Here is a 16,777-nt window from a genome sequence, read left to right as displayed (position 1 = left end):
CACCGGCTGGTGGCTGTGCGGTCCAGGTAGGGGAGAAGGGAGCGGGCTACTACTACCGTGCCAGGCCTGCAGTGAGCTCGGCGGTCAACACGGCGTCGAGAGCGGCTCGGGTCTGCTCGGGGGTACAGCCCAGGCGGTGGGCAGTGGCGGCGTACTCAGCAGCCGCAGCGGCCAGCGCCCGTTCGCGCTCCGCAGCGAGCGGGGAGCCGACGTCGTCGTCCTGCTCAGGAGCACCTGTGGGGTGGTCCGCGACGATGGTCCCCTTCTTGCCCGCGGTGACGACGGTGCCTTCACGCTCCAGCTCCCGGTAGGCCCTGGCCACAGCGCCGTTGGACAGGCCCAGGTGCCCGGCGAGCTGACGGATCGGGGGCAGGCGCGTACCGGCGGGAAGGGCGCCGGTGAGCACCAGCCGAGTCACCTGGGCGCGGATCTGCTCGTAGTGCGGGGTGGGGCTGCGGACGTCGACCTGGAGCTGCACAGCTCACACCTCCGAGTCAGCGTCAGCGTCGGCGTCGGCGGGCACCTTGGCGCGGTGCGACCAGCGCAGCAGTCCGACGGTCAGCCACACCATCGCTGCTCCCACCGCGACGGTCCCCACGAGCCCGGCGGTCTGCCCGACTACAGGGTTCAGGATCTCGGGCGCGCCGACGGCCACGGTGAGCGTCGGTGACAGGGAGAGCAGCACCGCGGCGAGCGTCACGAGGGCGGCACCCGCGCCGAGGAGGGCGCGCCGGCGGCTGACCTCGCGCAGTGCGGCGTCGACGGCGGGTTCGACGCCCGGGAGGGCCCGGCGCAGGCGGATCCTGCGGTCTACGCCCAGCAGAGCGAGGCCGGTGAGCAGCGAGCAGCCTGCGGTCACGGGCAGGATCCACTGCTCGGACTCCGGCATCGCCGTGTCCGGCCCGTTGTAGGGCCAGCCCATGTCCATGTGGGCGGTGATCGCTCCCCACCACGCCATGGTCGCCACCGCTATCACCACCGCCGCGCTGGCCAGCACGGTCACGGATCTGCGAGAGGCAGACCTGGTGGTCAGCTGCAGCAGGTCGACCCGCCGGGTGCGGCCGCCGTCGGCACCCGTCGCCGCCCCCAGCAGGACGGCCAGCCCCAGACCCCACGCGGGCGCGGCGGCCTTGAGCTGCACAGCGAGCGCGGGGATGAGGACCACCACGAAGATCACCAGCGTGACCAGGCAGGTGCGCGTCAGGAGGCCTCGAACCTGGCTGGTTCGGACGTCTTCGACGTCCTGGCCGGCGACAGCGGCAGCCCAGCTCTCCACAACGCTCCAGAGCGGAGGACGCGCGGCGATCACGATGGCGAGGAGACCCGCCAGGCCGGAGGCGTAGATCACCGGCACTTCCAGAGCAGCCACCATATCCAGCACTCTCATCCCCTTTTGCACTTCTGTATCGGGACAGAAGTACATAAGAGTTGAGGGGTCGAGTCAAGGTCGACACGCCCACCCACAACCCCCTTCATCGAGTGGCAAGATGCTGCGATATTCGCAGCATCTTGGAGGAGCCTCATGCGCGTCACGGTGTTCGGTGCCAGCGGGCCCACCGGTCAGCTGGTCTGCCGACTGGCCCTGGAAGCCGGTCACGAGGTGCGCGCCGCGAGCCGTCGCACCGACTGGCCCGCGCCAGCCTCGACGTCGTTGACCACAGTCAGCGCCGATGTCAGCACCGGCCGGGGCGTCGAGGAGGCCATCCGCGGCGCCGACGCCGTCCTCTCCGCGCTGGGCACCGCCTACTCGCGGCACCCCATCTCGGTGTACTCCGTCGGAACCCGAGCCATCCTCGACGCGCTCACCGCCGTCGGCGACGGCCGACGGCTGGTCGTGGTCAGCTCGGGGCTGACCTATCCCCCGCCGCCGGCGTTCGGGTTCCTCGCCGACAAGGTCGTCTTCCCGCTCCTGCGCGGCATCATCGGAAGGAGTCTCTACGCCGACATGCGCCGTATGGAGGAGCTGCTGCGCGACCGCCCCGACGTCGACTGGACGGTCATGCTGCCCGGCCGACTCATCGACGCGCCCGCGCCGTCGACCTACCGACTCGACCTCGACCACCCCACTCAGACGTCCACCGCCCGCATCGACCTGGCCGCCGCCATGGTCGCGGAGCTCGAACCCGCCACCGCGCACGTCCACCAGGCGGTAGCACCCACCACCGCACGCCGGTGACGCAGCTACCCGCCCCGGCGCCGGACGCGACCGCCGTTCAGCGCGCCCTGCAAGACCTGCGCATCGACATGGACACGGTCACCGAGCGGGTCGCTCGCTCTCTGGGGGTCAACCCGCGCGACCTCAGCGTGCTCGACGTGCTCCATGCCCATGGCCCGGCAACCCCCACCGAACTCGCCGACCGCACCGGCATCACGACGACGACGCTCGCCTCCACCCTGCAGCGGCTCCAGCGCGGGGGCCACGTGCATCGCTCATCGCACCCGTCCGACGGCCGCTCATCCCTCATCACCATCACGAGCAGCACCGTGCAGACGTTGACGGACATGTACCGGCCACTCAACGTGCGCCTGGCAGAGGTGCTCGACGCACTGGACGACGAGCACCGCCACGTCATCCACGCCTTCCTGCGGAGTGTCAGCACCGCCCTCACCTCCAGCGGGGTCCGCTCCGTCGACTCGACGCCAGATGTCGTTCCCCCGCACTGAGCCGCCGCCCTGTCCGCGCAGGGCGAGGAGGAGGCGGACGACGACGAGGGCCAGCGGCACATCCCTCACATAACGACGGAGCGTCACTCCCCCGACAGAAGGGTCGGAAACGCGACGCTCACGTTCATGGCGAGACGAACCAGGGACGATCAGCCCTGCGCGCGAGGCGAACGACGAGACTGCCCCCGCGCCCAAAGGACCGCCTCAAGCTCAGCTGCTCTTTCAGAAGGTGGGCTCGTCGGGGAACGACTCCGCGATCTCTCGGCGGGGTCGCGGCCTCGGGTCCGGCTCAGGTATCTGCGGTGGCAACGGGGGCCACACCCCGACACGGAACTTCGGCACGGGCAGCCCGGGACGCCTCGGCTTGATCACGTGGTCCACGCCGAGGGGTGAGCGGTAGTGCGAGGAACCATGAGTGCACCGGTACTGCTGCCAGCGCTGAGTCCAAGGGACCGCGGCGGGATCATCGTCGTGATTGCGCCAGGTCTGCCGGTCGGTGGCGTGCTTGAGCAGATGCACCCGCCGGCTCTTGGGTTCCAGGTTGCACGAGCACGTGGGACCCCCACGCCCATCCGGGCGCCAAGGGATCACGTGGTCGAGGTCACTGTCGGAGGCACGCACGGTGGACCCCGGACCCGTGCACCGTGCCCAGGCCCGCCGCACCCATCGGTCCAACGCCGCCGGTGGCCGGTAGGGACCATTAGGAGCGGGGCAGTCGTTGGGGTCCAGCGGACGGCAGGTGCCATCGCGGCAGGGATCACCCACCTCCAGACCAGCCAGACCGGCCAGAGGGAGGTCGGCGTCGTCAGCGCCGTCGAGGGAGACGTCGACGGGGTCGTCGATGGGGTCACCGAGGACGTCCTCCTCGGTGCGCGTCGGGGGAAGGATCTGTATCGGCATGCCGCGGAACGACCCCGGCGAGGAACCCGCCGAAGAGCCCTGTGAGGCACCTGGCGCGGGACGGCCAGCGCCTGGCCCGGGCGCTGGCCCGCCACCCGGCCCGCTGTCCGGGCCGCTGTCCGGGCTGTTGCTCGGCCCGCCGTCCGTCCCGCCACCCGGCCCATTGTTGGGACCTCTACTGGGCCCGTTACTCGGCCCGTTACTCGGCCCGTTACTCGGACCGCCGTGGGGGCCGGCGTCGGGCCCGGTGTCCGGACCGTTGCTCGGACCGGTGTCCGGGCCGGCATCAGAGTCGGGGTCCGGGTCAGGGTTCGGGTCCTCTGCGGTGAGCCAGGACGCGGGATAGGTGTGCCCGTCCACGGTGATCAGATCACCGGTGAACGGATCAGTCAGCACCCGCCGCAACCGGCACCCACGCCAGGTCAGACCCTGACGGACCAAGAACGCCGGCACCCACCCATACCCCTCCAGGTAGCCCGGCTCATCCTCCACCCCCACCGCCCCCGGCAAGCTCACGTGCATCTCCACGGTGGCACCCGTCCAGCCCGCCGCATGCTCAGTCAACGACGCCGGACGGACACCACCCAGCGCGGCCAACCCCGCATCGAAGCGGTGCGCATCGATCCCACGCTCATCGGGCAGCAGACCCGTCACCGGGTCACGACCCTCCAACGGGTCCGCATACGGATCACCACCGTCAGCAGCCTCACGCCCCTGCCGGGCCGCAGCCCGCGACTGCGACAGGTTCGCCCGCGCCGCCGCACTGATCTGCGCGTGCGCCGCCGCCAACGCCGGCGCCGGCCCCGTGAAACTCAACTGAGCGATCCCGTCACCCAACGGGCGGTACACCACCTCCCGCGCCCGCACCCGCCGCTTGGCGCGGGCCTTCACCGCCGCGGCGTCCAGGTGATGCAGCACCGCATCGGCCTCGTGACGCAGCTCAGCGGTGCTCAAACCCACCCCGGTGCCGTCGTGACCGAACAGGACCTCATCGACCTGCTCAGCCACCACCGCCTCAGCCTGGGACAACCTCTCCACCACCACCTGCAGCTGCGCCAGCTGCAGCTCCCCGGCGCGAAGACGCCCCATCGCCCGCGGCATCGCCGTCGTCGCCACCAACGCCGTGGCCAGCACCCGCCGCGCCGAAGCGTTGGTCCACCCCAACGACGTGGCGACCTCCGCCAGCAACGACTCCAGCCCCTCGGTCAGCTCCTCCACACCACGCCGAGCCCGCTGCCGCGGCGAGGCGTCATCACCACCACCGGCACCGAGGTCGCCGTCGTCGTCACCGCTGTCGTTGTCGTCGCGCACGCGGCGGCCCGGCTGCTCCGCACGCCGGTACAACCCCGCCATCGCCGCCACCTCCTCCAGCTGAGCGACGTGCACCCGCCCCAGGGCGCCCAACCCCGACCGCAACGCCGCCAGCCGCCCCTGGGCCTCACGCACCTCCCGCCGCTCCCGACGAGCACGCTCCACCGCGGCACGCTCACGCTCCGGGGTCATGGCCAGCCAGGCCGTGAACTGCTCCGCCAGTACCGCGCGCTGGCGATGACGGGCCGCGCCGGCCAGCACCGAGGTCCACTCCTCGGCCCACACCCCCAAGTCGGACTCGCTGATGTTCACCCCAGCGCGCCGAGCCCGCTCAGCACGAGCAACGACCTCAGCGCACCACGCCTCGCGCTGCTCCTCCGGTGACAGGGCAGAGTCGGCTGCCCCCGCGCATCCCTCGAGGCGGTCCAGCGCTACGTAGGCGGCTTCCTTCTGCTCAGCCGACCACCCGTGCGGACCGGGCAACTCCAGCAACGCCGCCGCATCCGACGCCAACGGCCGCGGACGACGACGCCCGCCGCCACGGCGGCGCTGCTGCGCCTGCGCGTCACGACGCCAGGCCTTCACAGCTTCGAAGTCGACGTCCTGCACCCGACAAGACTATCGAACACCTGTCGGACACGCAAGCCTCTGACCTGCACTAATGAGTCGTCGTTGCAGGTCAGTGCGTGTGTGGACATCCGACTGGCGGTGACGGTCACATCGACCTCACCGCGACGCCGCCCTCCGCACTCTCGCGACTCCGACACGGCGGGACGGGCGCCGCTGGGAGCAGCCAACACGCAGAGCACAGTGAGAGCGGGGAGGTGCACAAGGCCCAGGCGTCGAGCAGCGTCAGGTCGTTCACGCCTTCTCGCACCGTGTCAGCGCCGCCTCACACCCCGCCGGGGAGACGAGTCGCGAAGGTGGGGGTCACCCTGAGGTGACCCCCACCCCGGACCCTCACCCGGCGGTCGACGCTCCTCCCGCACGGCGAGCGCGCCACCACTGGGCGCAGCCGTACAGGCTGATGAGCAGCCAGAACCCCTCGATCACCGCCGAGGACAGGTTCCAGTGGAACGCCAGGGAGAACAGGACGAGCACCGAGGCGACCGCGTTGGTCGCCGAGTACCGCAGATGCTGCACCTGGAGTCGCCCTGACTGGAGCAGGTAGTAGGTGGTGACCACGAGGCTGACTCCGACCAGCCCGAGCACGTTCGCGATGTCTGAGATGGACACAGAGCTTCCTTCGGCTCAGACCGCTGCCGGCCACGCGCCGCAGCGGCACGACGGAGGGCTCCGTCACCGGCGGTGACGGAGCTGAACCGAAGGAAGGTCAGTAGCCGAAGTCAGCGAACACGTCCCGGACCCTACCGACGCTCGCGATCGTTCGGCTGGACACAGGGCTGGACACGGCGTCCTCCGTGTCACACCGTCACCTCACGGATGAACGCTTCCGCCCGCTCACAGAGTGGGCGTCAGCGCGACCGTCGTCGTCCTGGGAACCTCATCGACAAGCGGCGGGGCAGGCGCAGCGGCCGGAGCTGCTGCAGCTCCTCGGCCTCGGTGTGCGTCAGGAAGAGGTAGACAGCGGACGCCATCCAGGCGACCTCGGCGTCGGGCGTGAAGGTGTCGGCGTGTGGCACGTCGAGGCCGCGAGCCCGTGCCCACGCGGCGCCGTCCTCGGTCTGCTCACCGGAGTAGCGCAGCGCTGGGACCTCCTGACGCGCGAGCGCGAGCAGCGCCGATCCGATGCCCCGGCGTCGGTGGCTCGGCGCGGTGTGGATGAGCTCGACCTCGTCGTCGAAGGCGAGGAAGGCGACAGGCAGGAGCGCATCGCGCCGCTGCTCGAACGCGGCGAGCAGGCGGCACGTAGTGAGGTCGCTCGCGTCGACCTCGGCGACCACCAGACGACGCACCGCGACACCTCCTCACGCCAGCGCCAGTGCTGTGAGCCCGCCACGCCGAGGGTGAAGCGGCGCCCCGAACCATGCCATCACCGGCAACTCTTCCGCCCGGAAATCGCGATGATCTGCGCATCGGGGTCCCCGGTCCGGGGCGGTCAGAGATCTCCGAGCGCACGGTGGGGCACCCAACCCTCCGCGCCCTCGTCGGAGCGGCACCACGACCATTCGCTCTCCGCGTCGTCGACGAGCACGTCGACCTCGGTGCCCGCAGAAGCGGTCAGCTCAGTGGTGTCGTAGCCGGTCACCACCGTCGCGGATGCTCCAGAGATGGCCAGGTACCTCGCTGGTACCCACCCCGAACCGCTCGACGAGGTGACGAACACGAACGCGGGCCACTGGGTGTCTCGCTCCCCCACCGCGACCTGCTCGCCTGGCGCGACGCTCAGCGGAGGCCGGTCGGGGGCCTGATGGTCGCTCGTCAGGACTCGACGCATCACTGCATGATTGCCGATCACGCGACGGCGGGAGGCTCCGGCACGTCGGTCTGCAGCACAGAGGCCACGTGGGCGCGCGCAGCCGGCCCCAGCGCCGCGTGGGTCTGCGTGAACAGCTCCCACGCGCGCTGCCCCGGCCAGCCGTCAGGACACAGGTCGGGGGGCAGCCGCGGGTCCTTGAAGGGGAAGTGCCGGTAGGTAGAGATCAACTCGGTGCGGGCCACGAGCGCCGCCGTGCCCTCCAGCTTCTCCGGGTGCGCGGCGAGCGCGGCGTTCGCGTCGACGAACTCCTGGTACTCGGCCGCGAGCGCCGGCAGGTCCCAGCAGCGGGCCGCGAGCGCGCGGTCGTGCTCGGTGTCGCGCGCGGCGCAGGTGAACACGTCGGTACGCTCCACCAGGTCGCCGTCGAGGAGCTCGGCCGTGGCTGCCTCGATCTCCGCACGCCGGTCACCGGGAGCCAGCCATGTCGACGTCGCCATCTGCCCGAAGCCGTGCCAAGCGAGGGTGCGCCGCAGCTCGTCGCGGCCGCTGCGCTCGGACTCCGCCAGCCCGTAGATGAGCATGGTCCAGGTGCGGTCCCAGCTCCCCGGCGGTGGCGCGAAGATGCGCCGCCGCCCCTGCTCCAGCAGCGAGAGCATCTCGTCGGAGAGTCGGTAGACGGTCTCGCGGCCGACGCGGCGGGTGGTGAACCAGTCTTCGCGGCGCAACCGCGACAGCGTCATCCGGACGGTGGCGGGGGCGACGTCGAAGGCGCCCAGCAGCTCGGTCATGTGCCCCAGGCGGACCTCCTGCCCGGTGTAACGCAGGTAGTCACCGAACAGGTCGAGCACGAGCGAGCGTGGAGCAGGCGACACCTGCCCATTCTCGCCACGGCGTCCGGTGACGGCTGCGGGCAGTGACGTCAGCGGCGCGGCAGGGGGAGCAACGAGGGCGGTCATACCCAGAGCGGCGCCACCTGCGGCCCCTCCCCCGACCAGGACAACCCATCACCGTACGGGTCAGCGGAGCGGCCCGTCGCCCACGCCACGAGGTCGGGCAGGGCGCCCGAAGCCACGGCTGTCGCGGAGTCGGCGTCGGCACCCCAGGCCCGGCCGGAGCTCAGGTCACCACTCACGAGCCGCAGCCCGGCGCCCTCGCCACGACGCGCCCAGGCCCCGAGGACGTCGGGCACCAGCCTCTCGAGGAAGTCCGCCGGGAGGTCGCGCATCCGCAGCCCGGTGCACAGGTCGACGGCGTGCAGCCACACCTCGCGCTGGCGCAACCACAGCGTCTCGCTCACCGGCAGCTCCCGGCCCTGCGCGGTGCGCACGGGCGCCGCCCACCGGTCGTCGGGGAGGTCGCGCCAGCGCACGTCGAGCTCGATGGCGGCGTGCTCGGCGAGGCTGCGCAGCGCCTGAGGCCGCAGGGTGGCGCCCATCTCGATCTCGGCGTTGCGCGCCTCCGCCGAGGCGTACATGGGTGTCTCCACGCCGGTGTCCGCCCACACCACGAGTCGGGAGAGTGCCCGGGCGTTGTAACCGACGTGCGCCACGAGGTGGCGGCGCGTCCAGCCGGGCAGCAGCGTCGGCGCGTCAAAGCCGGCGTCGTCCACACGGGAGAGCTCCCGGCGGAACGCAGACTCCCCCAGCCGCACCGCGGCCAGGTCGGCGAGGACGGCGGGGTCGGCTGCGAGCACCTGGCGGGCGACCACGTCAGTCCACCTCCCCTGCCAGCCGCTCGGCGATTGGCTCAGCGACGACGACGTTGCGCAGCGTGCCGAGCCCGTCCACCGACACCTCCACGACGTCGCCGTCCACGAGGTACCGCGGAGGCTTGCGCGCCCTGCCCACCCCGCCGGGCGTGCCGGTGAGGATGAGGTCACCGGGAGCCAGTTCCAGCATGGTCGACACGTAGGCGACCAGCTCGATGGGGCCGAAGAGCAGGTCGTCGGTCGGGGCCGACTGCACCTCCTCGCCGTTGACCCGTGTGGAGATGGTCGGGCCCGGCTGCCAGGAGTCAGCGGTGGTGAGCACCGGGCCGACGGGCGTGGAGGAGTCCCACACCTTGCCCTGCAGCCACTCCTTGGTGCGGAACTGCCAGGTGCGCATCGACACGTCGTTGGCGACGGCGTAGCCCGCGATCGCCTCGGCGGCCGCGGCGACGGACGCGCGACGCACGCGCTGGCCGACGACGACGACGAGCTCGCCCTCCCAGTCGAGCGCGTCGTCCTCGGGTGGCAGCGGCACGTCGTCGCGGGGGCCGGTGAGCGTGGAGGCCCACTTGGCGAACAGCGTCGGGTGGTCGGGCAGGTCGCGGCCCATCTCCAGGATGTGGGCCTTGTAGTTGAGCCCCACGCACACGACCTTGGCCGGGTTCGGCACCAGCGGGGCGAGGTCGAGGTCGCCGTAGCGGTGGGTGGGCCCGTCTGCCGGGCCGCCGCGGGTGGCGAGCTGTTGCCACCCGTCGACGGCGAGCAGCGCCCCGACGTCGGTGGCGCCGCCCCCGCCGGTCGGGTCCAGCGCAGCGGGGTCCAGCTCGACGACGCGCGCTTCGTCGTCGTCCTGAGGACCGTCGAGCCGGCCGACGCGGGTCGTCCCGTCGGCGCGGCGCAGGGTCAAGAGCTTCATGCGTTGTCCTCGATGTGCGTGCGGGCGAGGGCGAGCTTCTCCACCACGGGGTGGTCGCTGAAGGTGAACAGATCGAGCCCGGCGCCGTCGGCCACGACCTGGTACGGCACCCAGGACGGGACGACGACGAGGTCGCCCTTGCCCACCTGGTGCTCGGTGCCGTGTTCTGGGCCGCCGAGCACCACCGTGCCGGTGCCGTCGAACACCTGGAACACGCTGGAGCCGACCTCGCGGCGCGTGCGCGTGGCGGTGCCGGCGGTGAGCCGGTGGAACTCCGCACGGATGGTCGGCATGACGTCGCCGCCGGTGGTGGGGTTGACGTACCGGACGGCGGCGTGGCCGCGCTCCACCGTGGCCGGGTGCCCGGCGGCCTCCAGCTCGAGCTGCGCGCGCAGCGCGGCGTCGGTGTGCTCCCACCGGTAGGCGCCGATGGGCGAGGAGACCGTGTTTTGCAGCTGCGAGAGCGGCCGCAGGCCGGGGTGGCACCACAGCTCCTCCGAGCGCGACAACCGCGGGGTCGAGGAGTCGGTGACCCGGTCCGCACCGAACTCGAAGAAGGACGTGTCGGTGTAGTGGACCAGCGGGATGTCGAGCCCGTCGATCCACGCCATCGGCTGATCGGTCTCGTTGTGGTGGCCGTGGAAGCGCCACCCCGGCGTGAGGAGGAAGTCACCGCGGCTCATGCGGACGGGGTCGCCGTCGACGACGGTCCACACGCCCTCGCCCTCCACCACGAAGCGGAACGCATTCTGGCTGTGCCGGTGCTCCGGTGCCACCTCGTGGCCGCCGAGGTACTGGATGGCCGCCCACAGCGTGGGCGTGGCGAACGGCTGCCCGCCCAGGCCGGGGTTGGCCAGCGCGATCGCGCGGCGCTCGCCGCCACGCCCCACGGGCACGAGGTCACCGGCACGCTGGGCCAGCGGCAGCAGCGTGTTCCAGCGCCACACGTGCGGCACGGCCTTCGGCCGGGGCGACGACGGCATGAGGTCGCCGATCTGCGTCCACAGCGGGATGAGGTTCTCGCTGCCGAAGTCGGTGTACAGCTCCTCCAGGCGCCGCTGCTCCTCCGGCGTGGGCGGCGGCGGGACGGGGGTCCCGGCGACGAGGTCCTCGTTGTCCTCGAGGTGGTCCGTCGCGGGGGTCTGGTGCTCGAGGGTGGTCATGCTCCGCTCCCAACGGTCTGTGCGGACTGGGCGTGCTGGAGCCGCGTGGCGACATCGGCCCGCAGCGCCTTCTTGTCGATCTTCCCGACCTTGCTCATGGGCAGCTCGGCCACCACCTCGAGCCGCTCAGGGGTCTTGTAGGCGGCCACACCGAGGTCAGTGAACGCGGCCTTGAGCTGCTCCAGGCTCATCACCCCGGACCCCGCACTGGGGACGACGTAGACGCAGACGCGCTCGCCGAGCACCGGGTCGGGCATGGCGACGGCGGCGGCCAAGTCGACCCCGCCGGCGCGGTAGACGAGGTCCTCGACCTCCTCCGCGGAGATCTTCTCCCCGCCTCGATTGATCATGTCCTTGTCGCGGCCGTGGACGACGAGGTTTCCGTCCGGGCGGCGCACCACGACGTCGCCGCTGCCGTACCAGCCGTCGTCCGTGAACGCCGTGGCGTACTGCTCCGCGGGCGATCCGGGCGGGCTGTAGTAGCCGCGCGGCGTGTACGGGCCGCGGGTGAGCAGCGCCCCCGGGGTGCCGTCGGGCACGTCGCGGTCCCAGGCGTCGACCACGCGCACCTCGTCGGCCTCGTGCACCGGGCGGCCCTGCGTGGTGGTGACGACGTCGTCCGGGTCGTCCAGGCGCGTGGTGTTGATGAGGCCCTCGGCCATCCCGAACACCTGCTGGAGCGTGGCGCCGAGAGCGGGCTTCACGCGCGCGGCGTACTCGTCGGGCAGCCGGGATCCGCCCACCTGCAGCGCCCGGAGCGTGCGCAGCTGGCGCCTGGCCTCCTCGCCCAGCTCGGTGGCGTGGTCGACCCACCGCTGCGCCACCGCGGGGACGGCGGCGGAGACCGTGACGCCCTCACTCTCGATGGTCGCGAAGGCGCGCACCGGCTCGGGGCTGGGCAGCATCACCGCCCGACCGCCGACCAGCAGCACGCCGAGCACGCCCGGGCACGCCAGCGGGAAGTTGTGGCTCGCGGGCAGCGTGCCGAGGTACACGTCGTCACGGCCCAGCTCGACCGCCGCGGCGGTGGCGCGCAGGTTGAGCGCGTAGTCGTCGTGGGTCCTCACGATGAGCTTGGGCAGCCCGGTCGTCCCCCCGGAGATGAGGAGGACGGCGACGGCGTCCGCGGCCGGCGCGAGCCCGTCGGCGACGACGCGGTCCGTGGCGGCCTCGTCGTCGTCCGTGGGAGGCGCGAGCAGCGCGCCGAGGTCGTGGGAGCGGGCGTCGCGCGGGGCGTCGTCGTCCTGGTCCGGAGCGCCCAGCACGAGGACGTGCTCGAGGTCGCCGAGCTCGTCGGCCAGCTCGTGCGCGAGGGCCTCGTGGTCGAAACCGCGCAGCACCGACGGCACCGCGATGGCGCGGGCCTGCGACAGCGATGCGAGATGGGTCAGCTCGTGCTTGCGGTGTGCGGGCAGGGCCATGACGGGGATGACGCCGCTGCGCAGGCAGGCCAGCGTCAGCACCACGAACTCCCAGCCGTTGGGCAGCTGGACGAGCAGCCGGTCGTCGGGGCGCAGGCCCAGGTCGAGCAGGCGACGGGCCGCGGCGTCGGCGCGCTGCGACAGCTCGCGGCGGGTCAGGCGGACCTGCGCGGGGCCGGCGTCGACGACGGCGACCTCGTCGGGGTGGGCATCGGCGACCTCCCACAGCAGGTCGCCCAGCGGCCGACCCTCCCAGTAGCCGGCAGCGCGGTAACGGACAGCGACGTCAGCGGGCCACGGGACAACGCCGTCCCGGCTCGGGCAGCTCATGCTCGGTCCTCTCGAGTCTGCGTGGTGCGGTGAGCTTCGGTGGTCACGATCACGGCGTCGAGGGCCAGCAGCCCGTCCGCAGTAGCGCGCAGCGGGTTGACCTCGACCTCCTCCAGCGCGGGGTTGCTCGCCAGGAGGGCGGCCAGCGCGGCGAGCACGTCGGCCAGCTGCTCGCGGTCGACGGCGGGGGCGCCGCGGTGCCCGTCGAGCAGCGCGCGGGTGCGGAGCTGGTCGGGCAGGGCCAGCAGCTGCGCGCGGGTGAGCAGCGCCGGGTCGGCGGCAGCGATGGCCACGTCGGCCAGCACCTCCGTGGCGATGCCACCCGCTCCCAGCACGACGACGGGCCCGAAGACGGGGTCACGACGCGCCCCGACCACGAGGTCGACCCCCGGAGCGGCCATCGCCTCGACAAGGCACGGCTGGTCACCCAGGCGTGCGAGCGCGTCGAGCGCCACGTCCAAGCCGGCACCGTCACGGACGCCCACGTGCACGCCGCCGACGTCGCTCTTGTGGAGGATCGCCGCGTCGCTGACCTTGACCACGACGCGGCCGCCGTCGCCCAGCGGGGCGAGGTCGGCAAGCGCCGCGTGGGCCTCGGACCGGCTGTGGCAGACGCGACGCGGTGGCGTGGCGATGCCGAGCTGACCGAGGAGGTCCTTGGCACGGGCCTCGTCCCATGGGCCCGCCTCGACCACGGGGACGACGGCCGGTTCCGCCGCCGCGAGCATCGCCGTGGGGGTCTCGTCGCGGTGCAGCGCGGCCTGCGCGCGGGCGTCATGCACGAGCGCGGTGAGCGCCGTCGCCAGAGCCCCCGGACCGACGGCCACGGGCAGCCCCGCCGCGTGCCCGGCGGCTCGGGCCCTGTCGACCTCGCCCGACGTTCCGTCGAGCCCGACGACGGCCACCGTCCCCCCGAGGTCCGCTTCGGCGATCGCGCGCGGCAGGTCGACCACGGGCTCAGCGAGGGCGTACACGCCGACAGCGCTGATCGCTGGGTCGGCTGCGACCGCCGCGACGACGTCGCGGTGCTGCGGTCCGGGGCGGCCGGTGTCGACGGGGTTGGCCTGGTAGGTCATCGGCGGCAGGAGCTCGCCGAGGCGCTCGCGCGTGGTGGGGCTCAGCTCCGGGAGCGACACGCCGGCGCGGTGCAGCGCGTCGGCCACGAGCAGACCCGGGCCGGCCTGCGCCGTCACGAGTCCCACGCCTGCGTCACCGGGACGCAGGCGTCCGCGGGCGAGCGCGCTGGCGGCGGTGAGCAGGTCGTCCTCACGGTCGACGACGACGGCGCCGGCCTGGCGCAGCAGCGCCCGGGTGGTGCGCCACGACGTCGCGAGGGCGCCGGTGTGCGATGCAGCGAATCCGCCGATGTCGTTCTCGCCCACCACCAGCGCGACCACGGGCAGGTGGCGGCTGACGCGGTGCACGGCGTACAGGAGGGCCGGGCCGTCGGGCACGGTCTCCAGGTGCAGAGCCACGGAGCGTGCCCCTGGGGATGCCTCAGTGCGGACAGGCCCGTGCCCGCTCTCCGCAGTGGCGGCGAGGTGGTCGAGCACATCGGCAGCGGTGACGTCGACACCGGCGCCGATGCCGACGCCCAGCGCGACGCCCTCCCCGGACCGCTGCAGCGCGAACGACAGCGCGTGGTTGAGCCCGCCGCTGGCGGCCACCACGGCCACGTGGCCGGGCAGCACCTGCGCGGCGTCGGGCACGAAGCTGGCGCGCAGCCGCGCCCCGGGCACGAAGTACCCGGAGGTGTTGGGGCCGAGCAGGCGCAGGCCCGTGCTGCGCACCACCTCAAGCAGGCGCCGCTCGTGCTCGGCGCCCTCCGGGCCCGACTCGCCGAACCCGCCGGAGCAGACCAGCAGCGCGCTCACGCCGGCCTCGGCGCAGGCGGCCGCCGCGTCGGCGCATGCCGCAGCCGGCACGCAGAGCACCGCGAGGTCGGGGACTCCCCCGGCGTCGATCACGTCCGCGGCGGCCTCAGCCACCGTGGTGCGCGTCCCCGCAGCGCCGCGGGCGTTGACGAGGCCGACGGGCCGCTCGCCCGCGCTGAGCGCCACGGCCATCGCCCCGCCGAGCTTGGTGGGGTCGCCGCTGGCGCCGACCACCACCACGCCGCGCGGCGCGAACAGTGCGTCGAGGCCCGTGGATCGAACGACCTGACGTGACGCGAGCGCGGTCACGACGCCGCTCCTGCCAGCTCGGGCTGCTGCGCAGCATCGGTCTCGCCGGCGCCTGCGGGCACGACGACGGCGACGGCGTCCGCCCGCCCCGACAGCAGCAGGGTCTCCACCCCTGCGTCGGTGGCGACGGGGTCGTGGGCGTCGACGGCGAGCACCGCCACAAGCCCGCGGCGCAACCGTGCCTCCTCGCAGACGAGCGTGCGGGTGAGTGGCGTGCCACCCGAGACCACCACGACACCGGACGCCGGCAGCGCGGCGAGCACATCGACGAGCCCCACTTCGCTCGCCGGAGCGGTCACGGCCGTAGCGGCGGATCCGTCGATAGGGAGCAGTGTTCTCGTGGAGTGATCAGTGCTCTCGTGAGCGAGCCAGGCCGTGCCCTGCTCGTCGGTCACCACCTGCAGCCGGCGGCCGGGCGCCGTGACCGCGTCCGCCGTCGTCGTCCTGCTCACCAAGGTCAGCGGGGTGGTGAGCGGAGCGGCACCGTGCTCGACGGCCCAGTGGCACCGCACCCGGCCGGCGAGCGCGGGGTCTCGCTGCGCGACCTTGTCGATGCCGATGCTGCGCGAGAAGAAATGGAAGGCGAACGTGGTGGTGTCGAGGTCACGGGCGTAGTCGCCGAAGCGTTCCCACCACGCCAGGCTCGGGACGGCGGCGCGCTGGATCTTGGCAACGGCAGTGGACCGCTCCGCCTGGTAGGCGCCCAGCGCGTGCGGCAGGGCTGTGCTGAGCTGGTCGGCCGTGGACGCGGCGGCGACCTCGCGAGCCAGGACGACCGCGTCCTCCATGGCCATCTTCGTGCCGGAGCCGACGGAGAAGTGGGCGGTGTGCACGGCGTCGCCGAGGAGGACGACGGGCGCGAGGGCGCCGTCGGCGGTGCTCTGCCCGGGGACCCACCAGTCGCGGGTCGCGCGGGTGCGGAAGCTCGCCCAGCGCGAGTTGTTGGCGACGAGGCGCGCGCCGGCGATGTCATCGGCGAAGAGCGCTTCGAGGTAGACGCGGCTGGTCTCGTCGGAGGGGCCGGGCGGCTGGTCGGTGTCGAAGGCGTCCAGGCCGGCGCGCTTCCACGTCTCCGGGTCGGTCTCGACGATGAAGGTGCTGAGGGTGTCGCTGATGGGGTAGCCGTGGACGGCGAAGGCGCCGTGCTCGTCGCGGCGGTGCAGGAACGTCAGCCCGTCGAAGAGGTGCTCCACGGCGAACCAGATGAACTTCGCGGTGGCGGTGGTGACGGTGTGGCCGAGGTCGTGCCCGGCTTCCTCCAGCTGGCGGCGGATCGCGGAGCCGGTGCCGTCGGCGCCGACCACGAGGTCGTACCGCTGGCGCAGCTCGGTCAGGGTCGGGGCCTGCTCGCCGAAGCGGATCTCGACGCCGACGGCCTCGGCCTCCTCCTGGAGGCGGCGCAGCAGCACCCTGCGGTGGACCGCGGCCATGCCGTTGCCGGCGAAGGTGCGGCTCTCACCGCCGACGCGGACGTCGATGGCGTCCCAGTGGGTGCCGTGGTCGCGCAGGGCGTCGCGGAGCACCGGGTCGGCCTCGTCGATGACGCGCAGGGTGGCGTCGGAGAAGACGACGCCGAAACCGAAGGCGTCCTCGCGGCGGTTGCGCTCGTGGACGACGACGCGGGCGGACGGGACCTGACGGGCGAGGAGGCTCGCGAGGAAGAGGCCGCCCGGCCCTCCCCCGACGACAGCGATGTCGTGGCTCATAGGGAGGACGGTAGAACGGCCATCCACCAAATGCAACAGGTTGGCGTTGCGCACCTCGCTTCACGTCACATCTCACTGATCCGGACGCTCGCGGG

15 protein-coding genes are annotated in these 16,777 nt (G+C 72.7%); 2 read left to right on the top strand and 13 right to left on the bottom strand.

Annotation, left to right across the window (positions count from 1 at the left end):
• Positions 1-52: 52 nt before the first annotated feature.
• Together BXY45_RS08225 and BXY45_RS08220 are read right to left on the bottom strand one after the other, a co-directional pair.
• Complete coding sequence (locus BXY45_RS08225) at positions 53-478, bottom strand: GntR family transcriptional regulator (protein WP_109773850.1); 426 nt, start codon at positions 476-478, stop codon at positions 53-55.
• A 3-nt stretch (positions 479-481) separates the two neighbouring features.
• A complete protein-coding gene (locus BXY45_RS08220; RefSeq protein ID WP_146211131.1) occupies positions 482-1,387 on the bottom strand; it encodes a hypothetical protein in 906 nt (301 codons plus the stop codon).
• Between the two features lie 135 nt (positions 1,388-1,522).
• Here BXY45_RS08220 and BXY45_RS08215 point away from each other — a divergent pair, with 135 nt between their 5' ends.
• Positions 1,523-2,176 (top strand): NAD(P)-dependent oxidoreductase, encoded by a 654-nt coding sequence (locus tag BXY45_RS08215; protein WP_109773848.1) that lies wholly within the window; start codon positions 1,523-1,525, stop codon positions 2,174-2,176.
• Positions 2,173-2,664: a MarR family winged helix-turn-helix transcriptional regulator gene (locus BXY45_RS08210; RefSeq protein ID WP_109773847.1), complete on the top strand. Its 492-nt coding sequence runs from the start codon at positions 2,173-2,175 to the stop codon at positions 2,662-2,664. The genes BXY45_RS08215 and BXY45_RS08210 overlap by 4 nt, the downstream gene beginning before the upstream one ends.
• A gap of 222 nt (positions 2,665-2,886) precedes the next feature.
• Here BXY45_RS08210 and BXY45_RS08205 read toward each other — a convergent pair whose 3' ends face one another.
• The 11 genes from BXY45_RS08205 to BXY45_RS08155 all read right to left on the bottom strand — a co-directional run bounded on the left by BXY45_RS08205 (position 2,887) and on the right by BXY45_RS08155 (position 16,682).
• Positions 2,887-5,484: a DUF222 domain-containing protein gene (locus tag BXY45_RS08205; RefSeq protein ID WP_109773846.1), complete on the bottom strand. Its 2,598-nt coding sequence runs from the start codon at positions 5,482-5,484 to the stop codon at positions 2,887-2,889.
• 351 nt (positions 5,485-5,835) lie between these two features.
• Positions 5,836-6,111, bottom strand: a complete 276-nt coding sequence (locus BXY45_RS08200) for a CBU_0592 family membrane protein (protein WP_211319357.1) — start codon at positions 6,109-6,111, stop codon at positions 5,836-5,838.
• Positions 6,112-6,350: 239 nt separating this feature from the next.
• Complete coding sequence (locus BXY45_RS08195; protein WP_109773845.1) at positions 6,351-6,791, bottom strand: GNAT family protein; 441 nt, start codon at positions 6,789-6,791, stop codon at positions 6,351-6,353.
• 143 nt (positions 6,792-6,934) lie between these two features.
• Complete coding sequence (locus BXY45_RS08190) at positions 6,935-7,195, bottom strand: SH3 domain-containing protein (RefSeq protein WP_211319356.1); 261 nt, start codon at positions 7,193-7,195, stop codon at positions 6,935-6,937.
• 95 nt (positions 7,196-7,290) lie between these two features.
• Positions 7,291-8,127, bottom strand: coding sequence for a PaaX family transcriptional regulator (locus BXY45_RS08185; RefSeq protein ID WP_170131379.1), 837 nt, complete (start codon positions 8,125-8,127; stop codon positions 7,291-7,293).
• Between the two features lie 80 nt (positions 8,128-8,207).
• The gene (locus tag BXY45_RS08180; protein WP_109773842.1) at positions 8,208-8,963 is read right to left on the bottom strand and encodes a maleylpyruvate isomerase family mycothiol-dependent enzyme; all 756 of its coding nucleotides are present in this window, start codon (positions 8,961-8,963) and stop codon (positions 8,208-8,210) included.
• A gap of 1 nt (position 8,964) precedes the next feature.
• A complete protein-coding gene (locus BXY45_RS08175; protein WP_109773841.1) occupies positions 8,965-9,879 on the bottom strand; it encodes a fumarylacetoacetate hydrolase family protein in 915 nt (304 codons plus the stop codon).
• Positions 9,876-11,042, bottom strand: a complete 1,167-nt coding sequence (locus BXY45_RS08170; RefSeq protein WP_109773840.1) for a cupin domain-containing protein — start codon at positions 11,040-11,042, stop codon at positions 9,876-9,878. The genes BXY45_RS08175 and BXY45_RS08170 overlap by 4 nt, the downstream gene beginning before the upstream one ends.
• Complete coding sequence (locus tag BXY45_RS08165) at positions 11,039-12,793, bottom strand: (2,3-dihydroxybenzoyl)adenylate synthase (protein ID WP_109773839.1); 1,755 nt, start codon at positions 12,791-12,793, stop codon at positions 11,039-11,041. The genes BXY45_RS08170 and BXY45_RS08165 overlap by 4 nt, the downstream gene beginning before the upstream one ends.
• Positions 12,790-14,976 (bottom strand): acetate--CoA ligase family protein, encoded by a 2,187-nt coding sequence (locus tag BXY45_RS08160; protein ID WP_109773838.1) that lies wholly within the window; start codon positions 14,974-14,976, stop codon positions 12,790-12,792. The genes BXY45_RS08165 and BXY45_RS08160 overlap by 4 nt, the downstream gene beginning before the upstream one ends.
• Positions 14,973-16,682, bottom strand: a complete 1,710-nt coding sequence (locus BXY45_RS08155; RefSeq protein ID WP_109773837.1) for an FAD-dependent monooxygenase — start codon at positions 16,680-16,682, stop codon at positions 14,973-14,975. Before BXY45_RS08155 ends, BXY45_RS08160 begins: the two co-directional genes overlap by 4 nt.
• Positions 16,683-16,777 lie beyond the last annotated feature (95 nt).

Source organism: Quadrisphaera granulorum (genome assembly GCF_003149145.1).
Taxonomy (GTDB): domain Bacteria; phylum Actinomycetota; class Actinomycetes; order Actinomycetales; family Quadrisphaeraceae; genus Quadrisphaera; species Quadrisphaera granulorum.
This window is presented reverse-complemented; position numbering and strand designations above follow the sequence as displayed.

Bases quoted from the DNA above. Each gene is read 5' to 3' on its own strand.
- BXY45_RS08170 (WP_109773840.1), bottom strand. From the start codon at position 11,042: ATGACCACCCTCGAGCACCAGACCCCCGCGACGGACCACCTCGAGGAC.
- BXY45_RS08165 (WP_109773839.1), bottom strand. From the start codon at position 12,793: ATGAGCTGCCCGAGCCGGGACGGCGTTGTCCCGTGGCCCGCTGACGTC.
- BXY45_RS08155 (WP_109773837.1), bottom strand. From the start codon at position 16,682: ATGAGCCACGACATCGCTGTCGTCGGGGGAGGGCCGGGCGGCCTCTTC.
- BXY45_RS08215 (WP_109773848.1), top strand. From the start codon at position 1,523: ATGCGCGTCACGGTGTTCGGTGCCAGCGGGCCCACCGGTCAGCTGGTC.
- BXY45_RS08175 (WP_109773841.1), bottom strand. From the start codon at position 9,879: ATGAAGCTCTTGACCCTGCGCCGCGCCGACGGGACGACCCGCGTCGGC.
- BXY45_RS08220 (WP_146211131.1), bottom strand. From the start codon at position 1,387: ATGAGAGTGCTGGATATGGTGGCTGCTCTGGAAGTGCCGGTGATCTAC.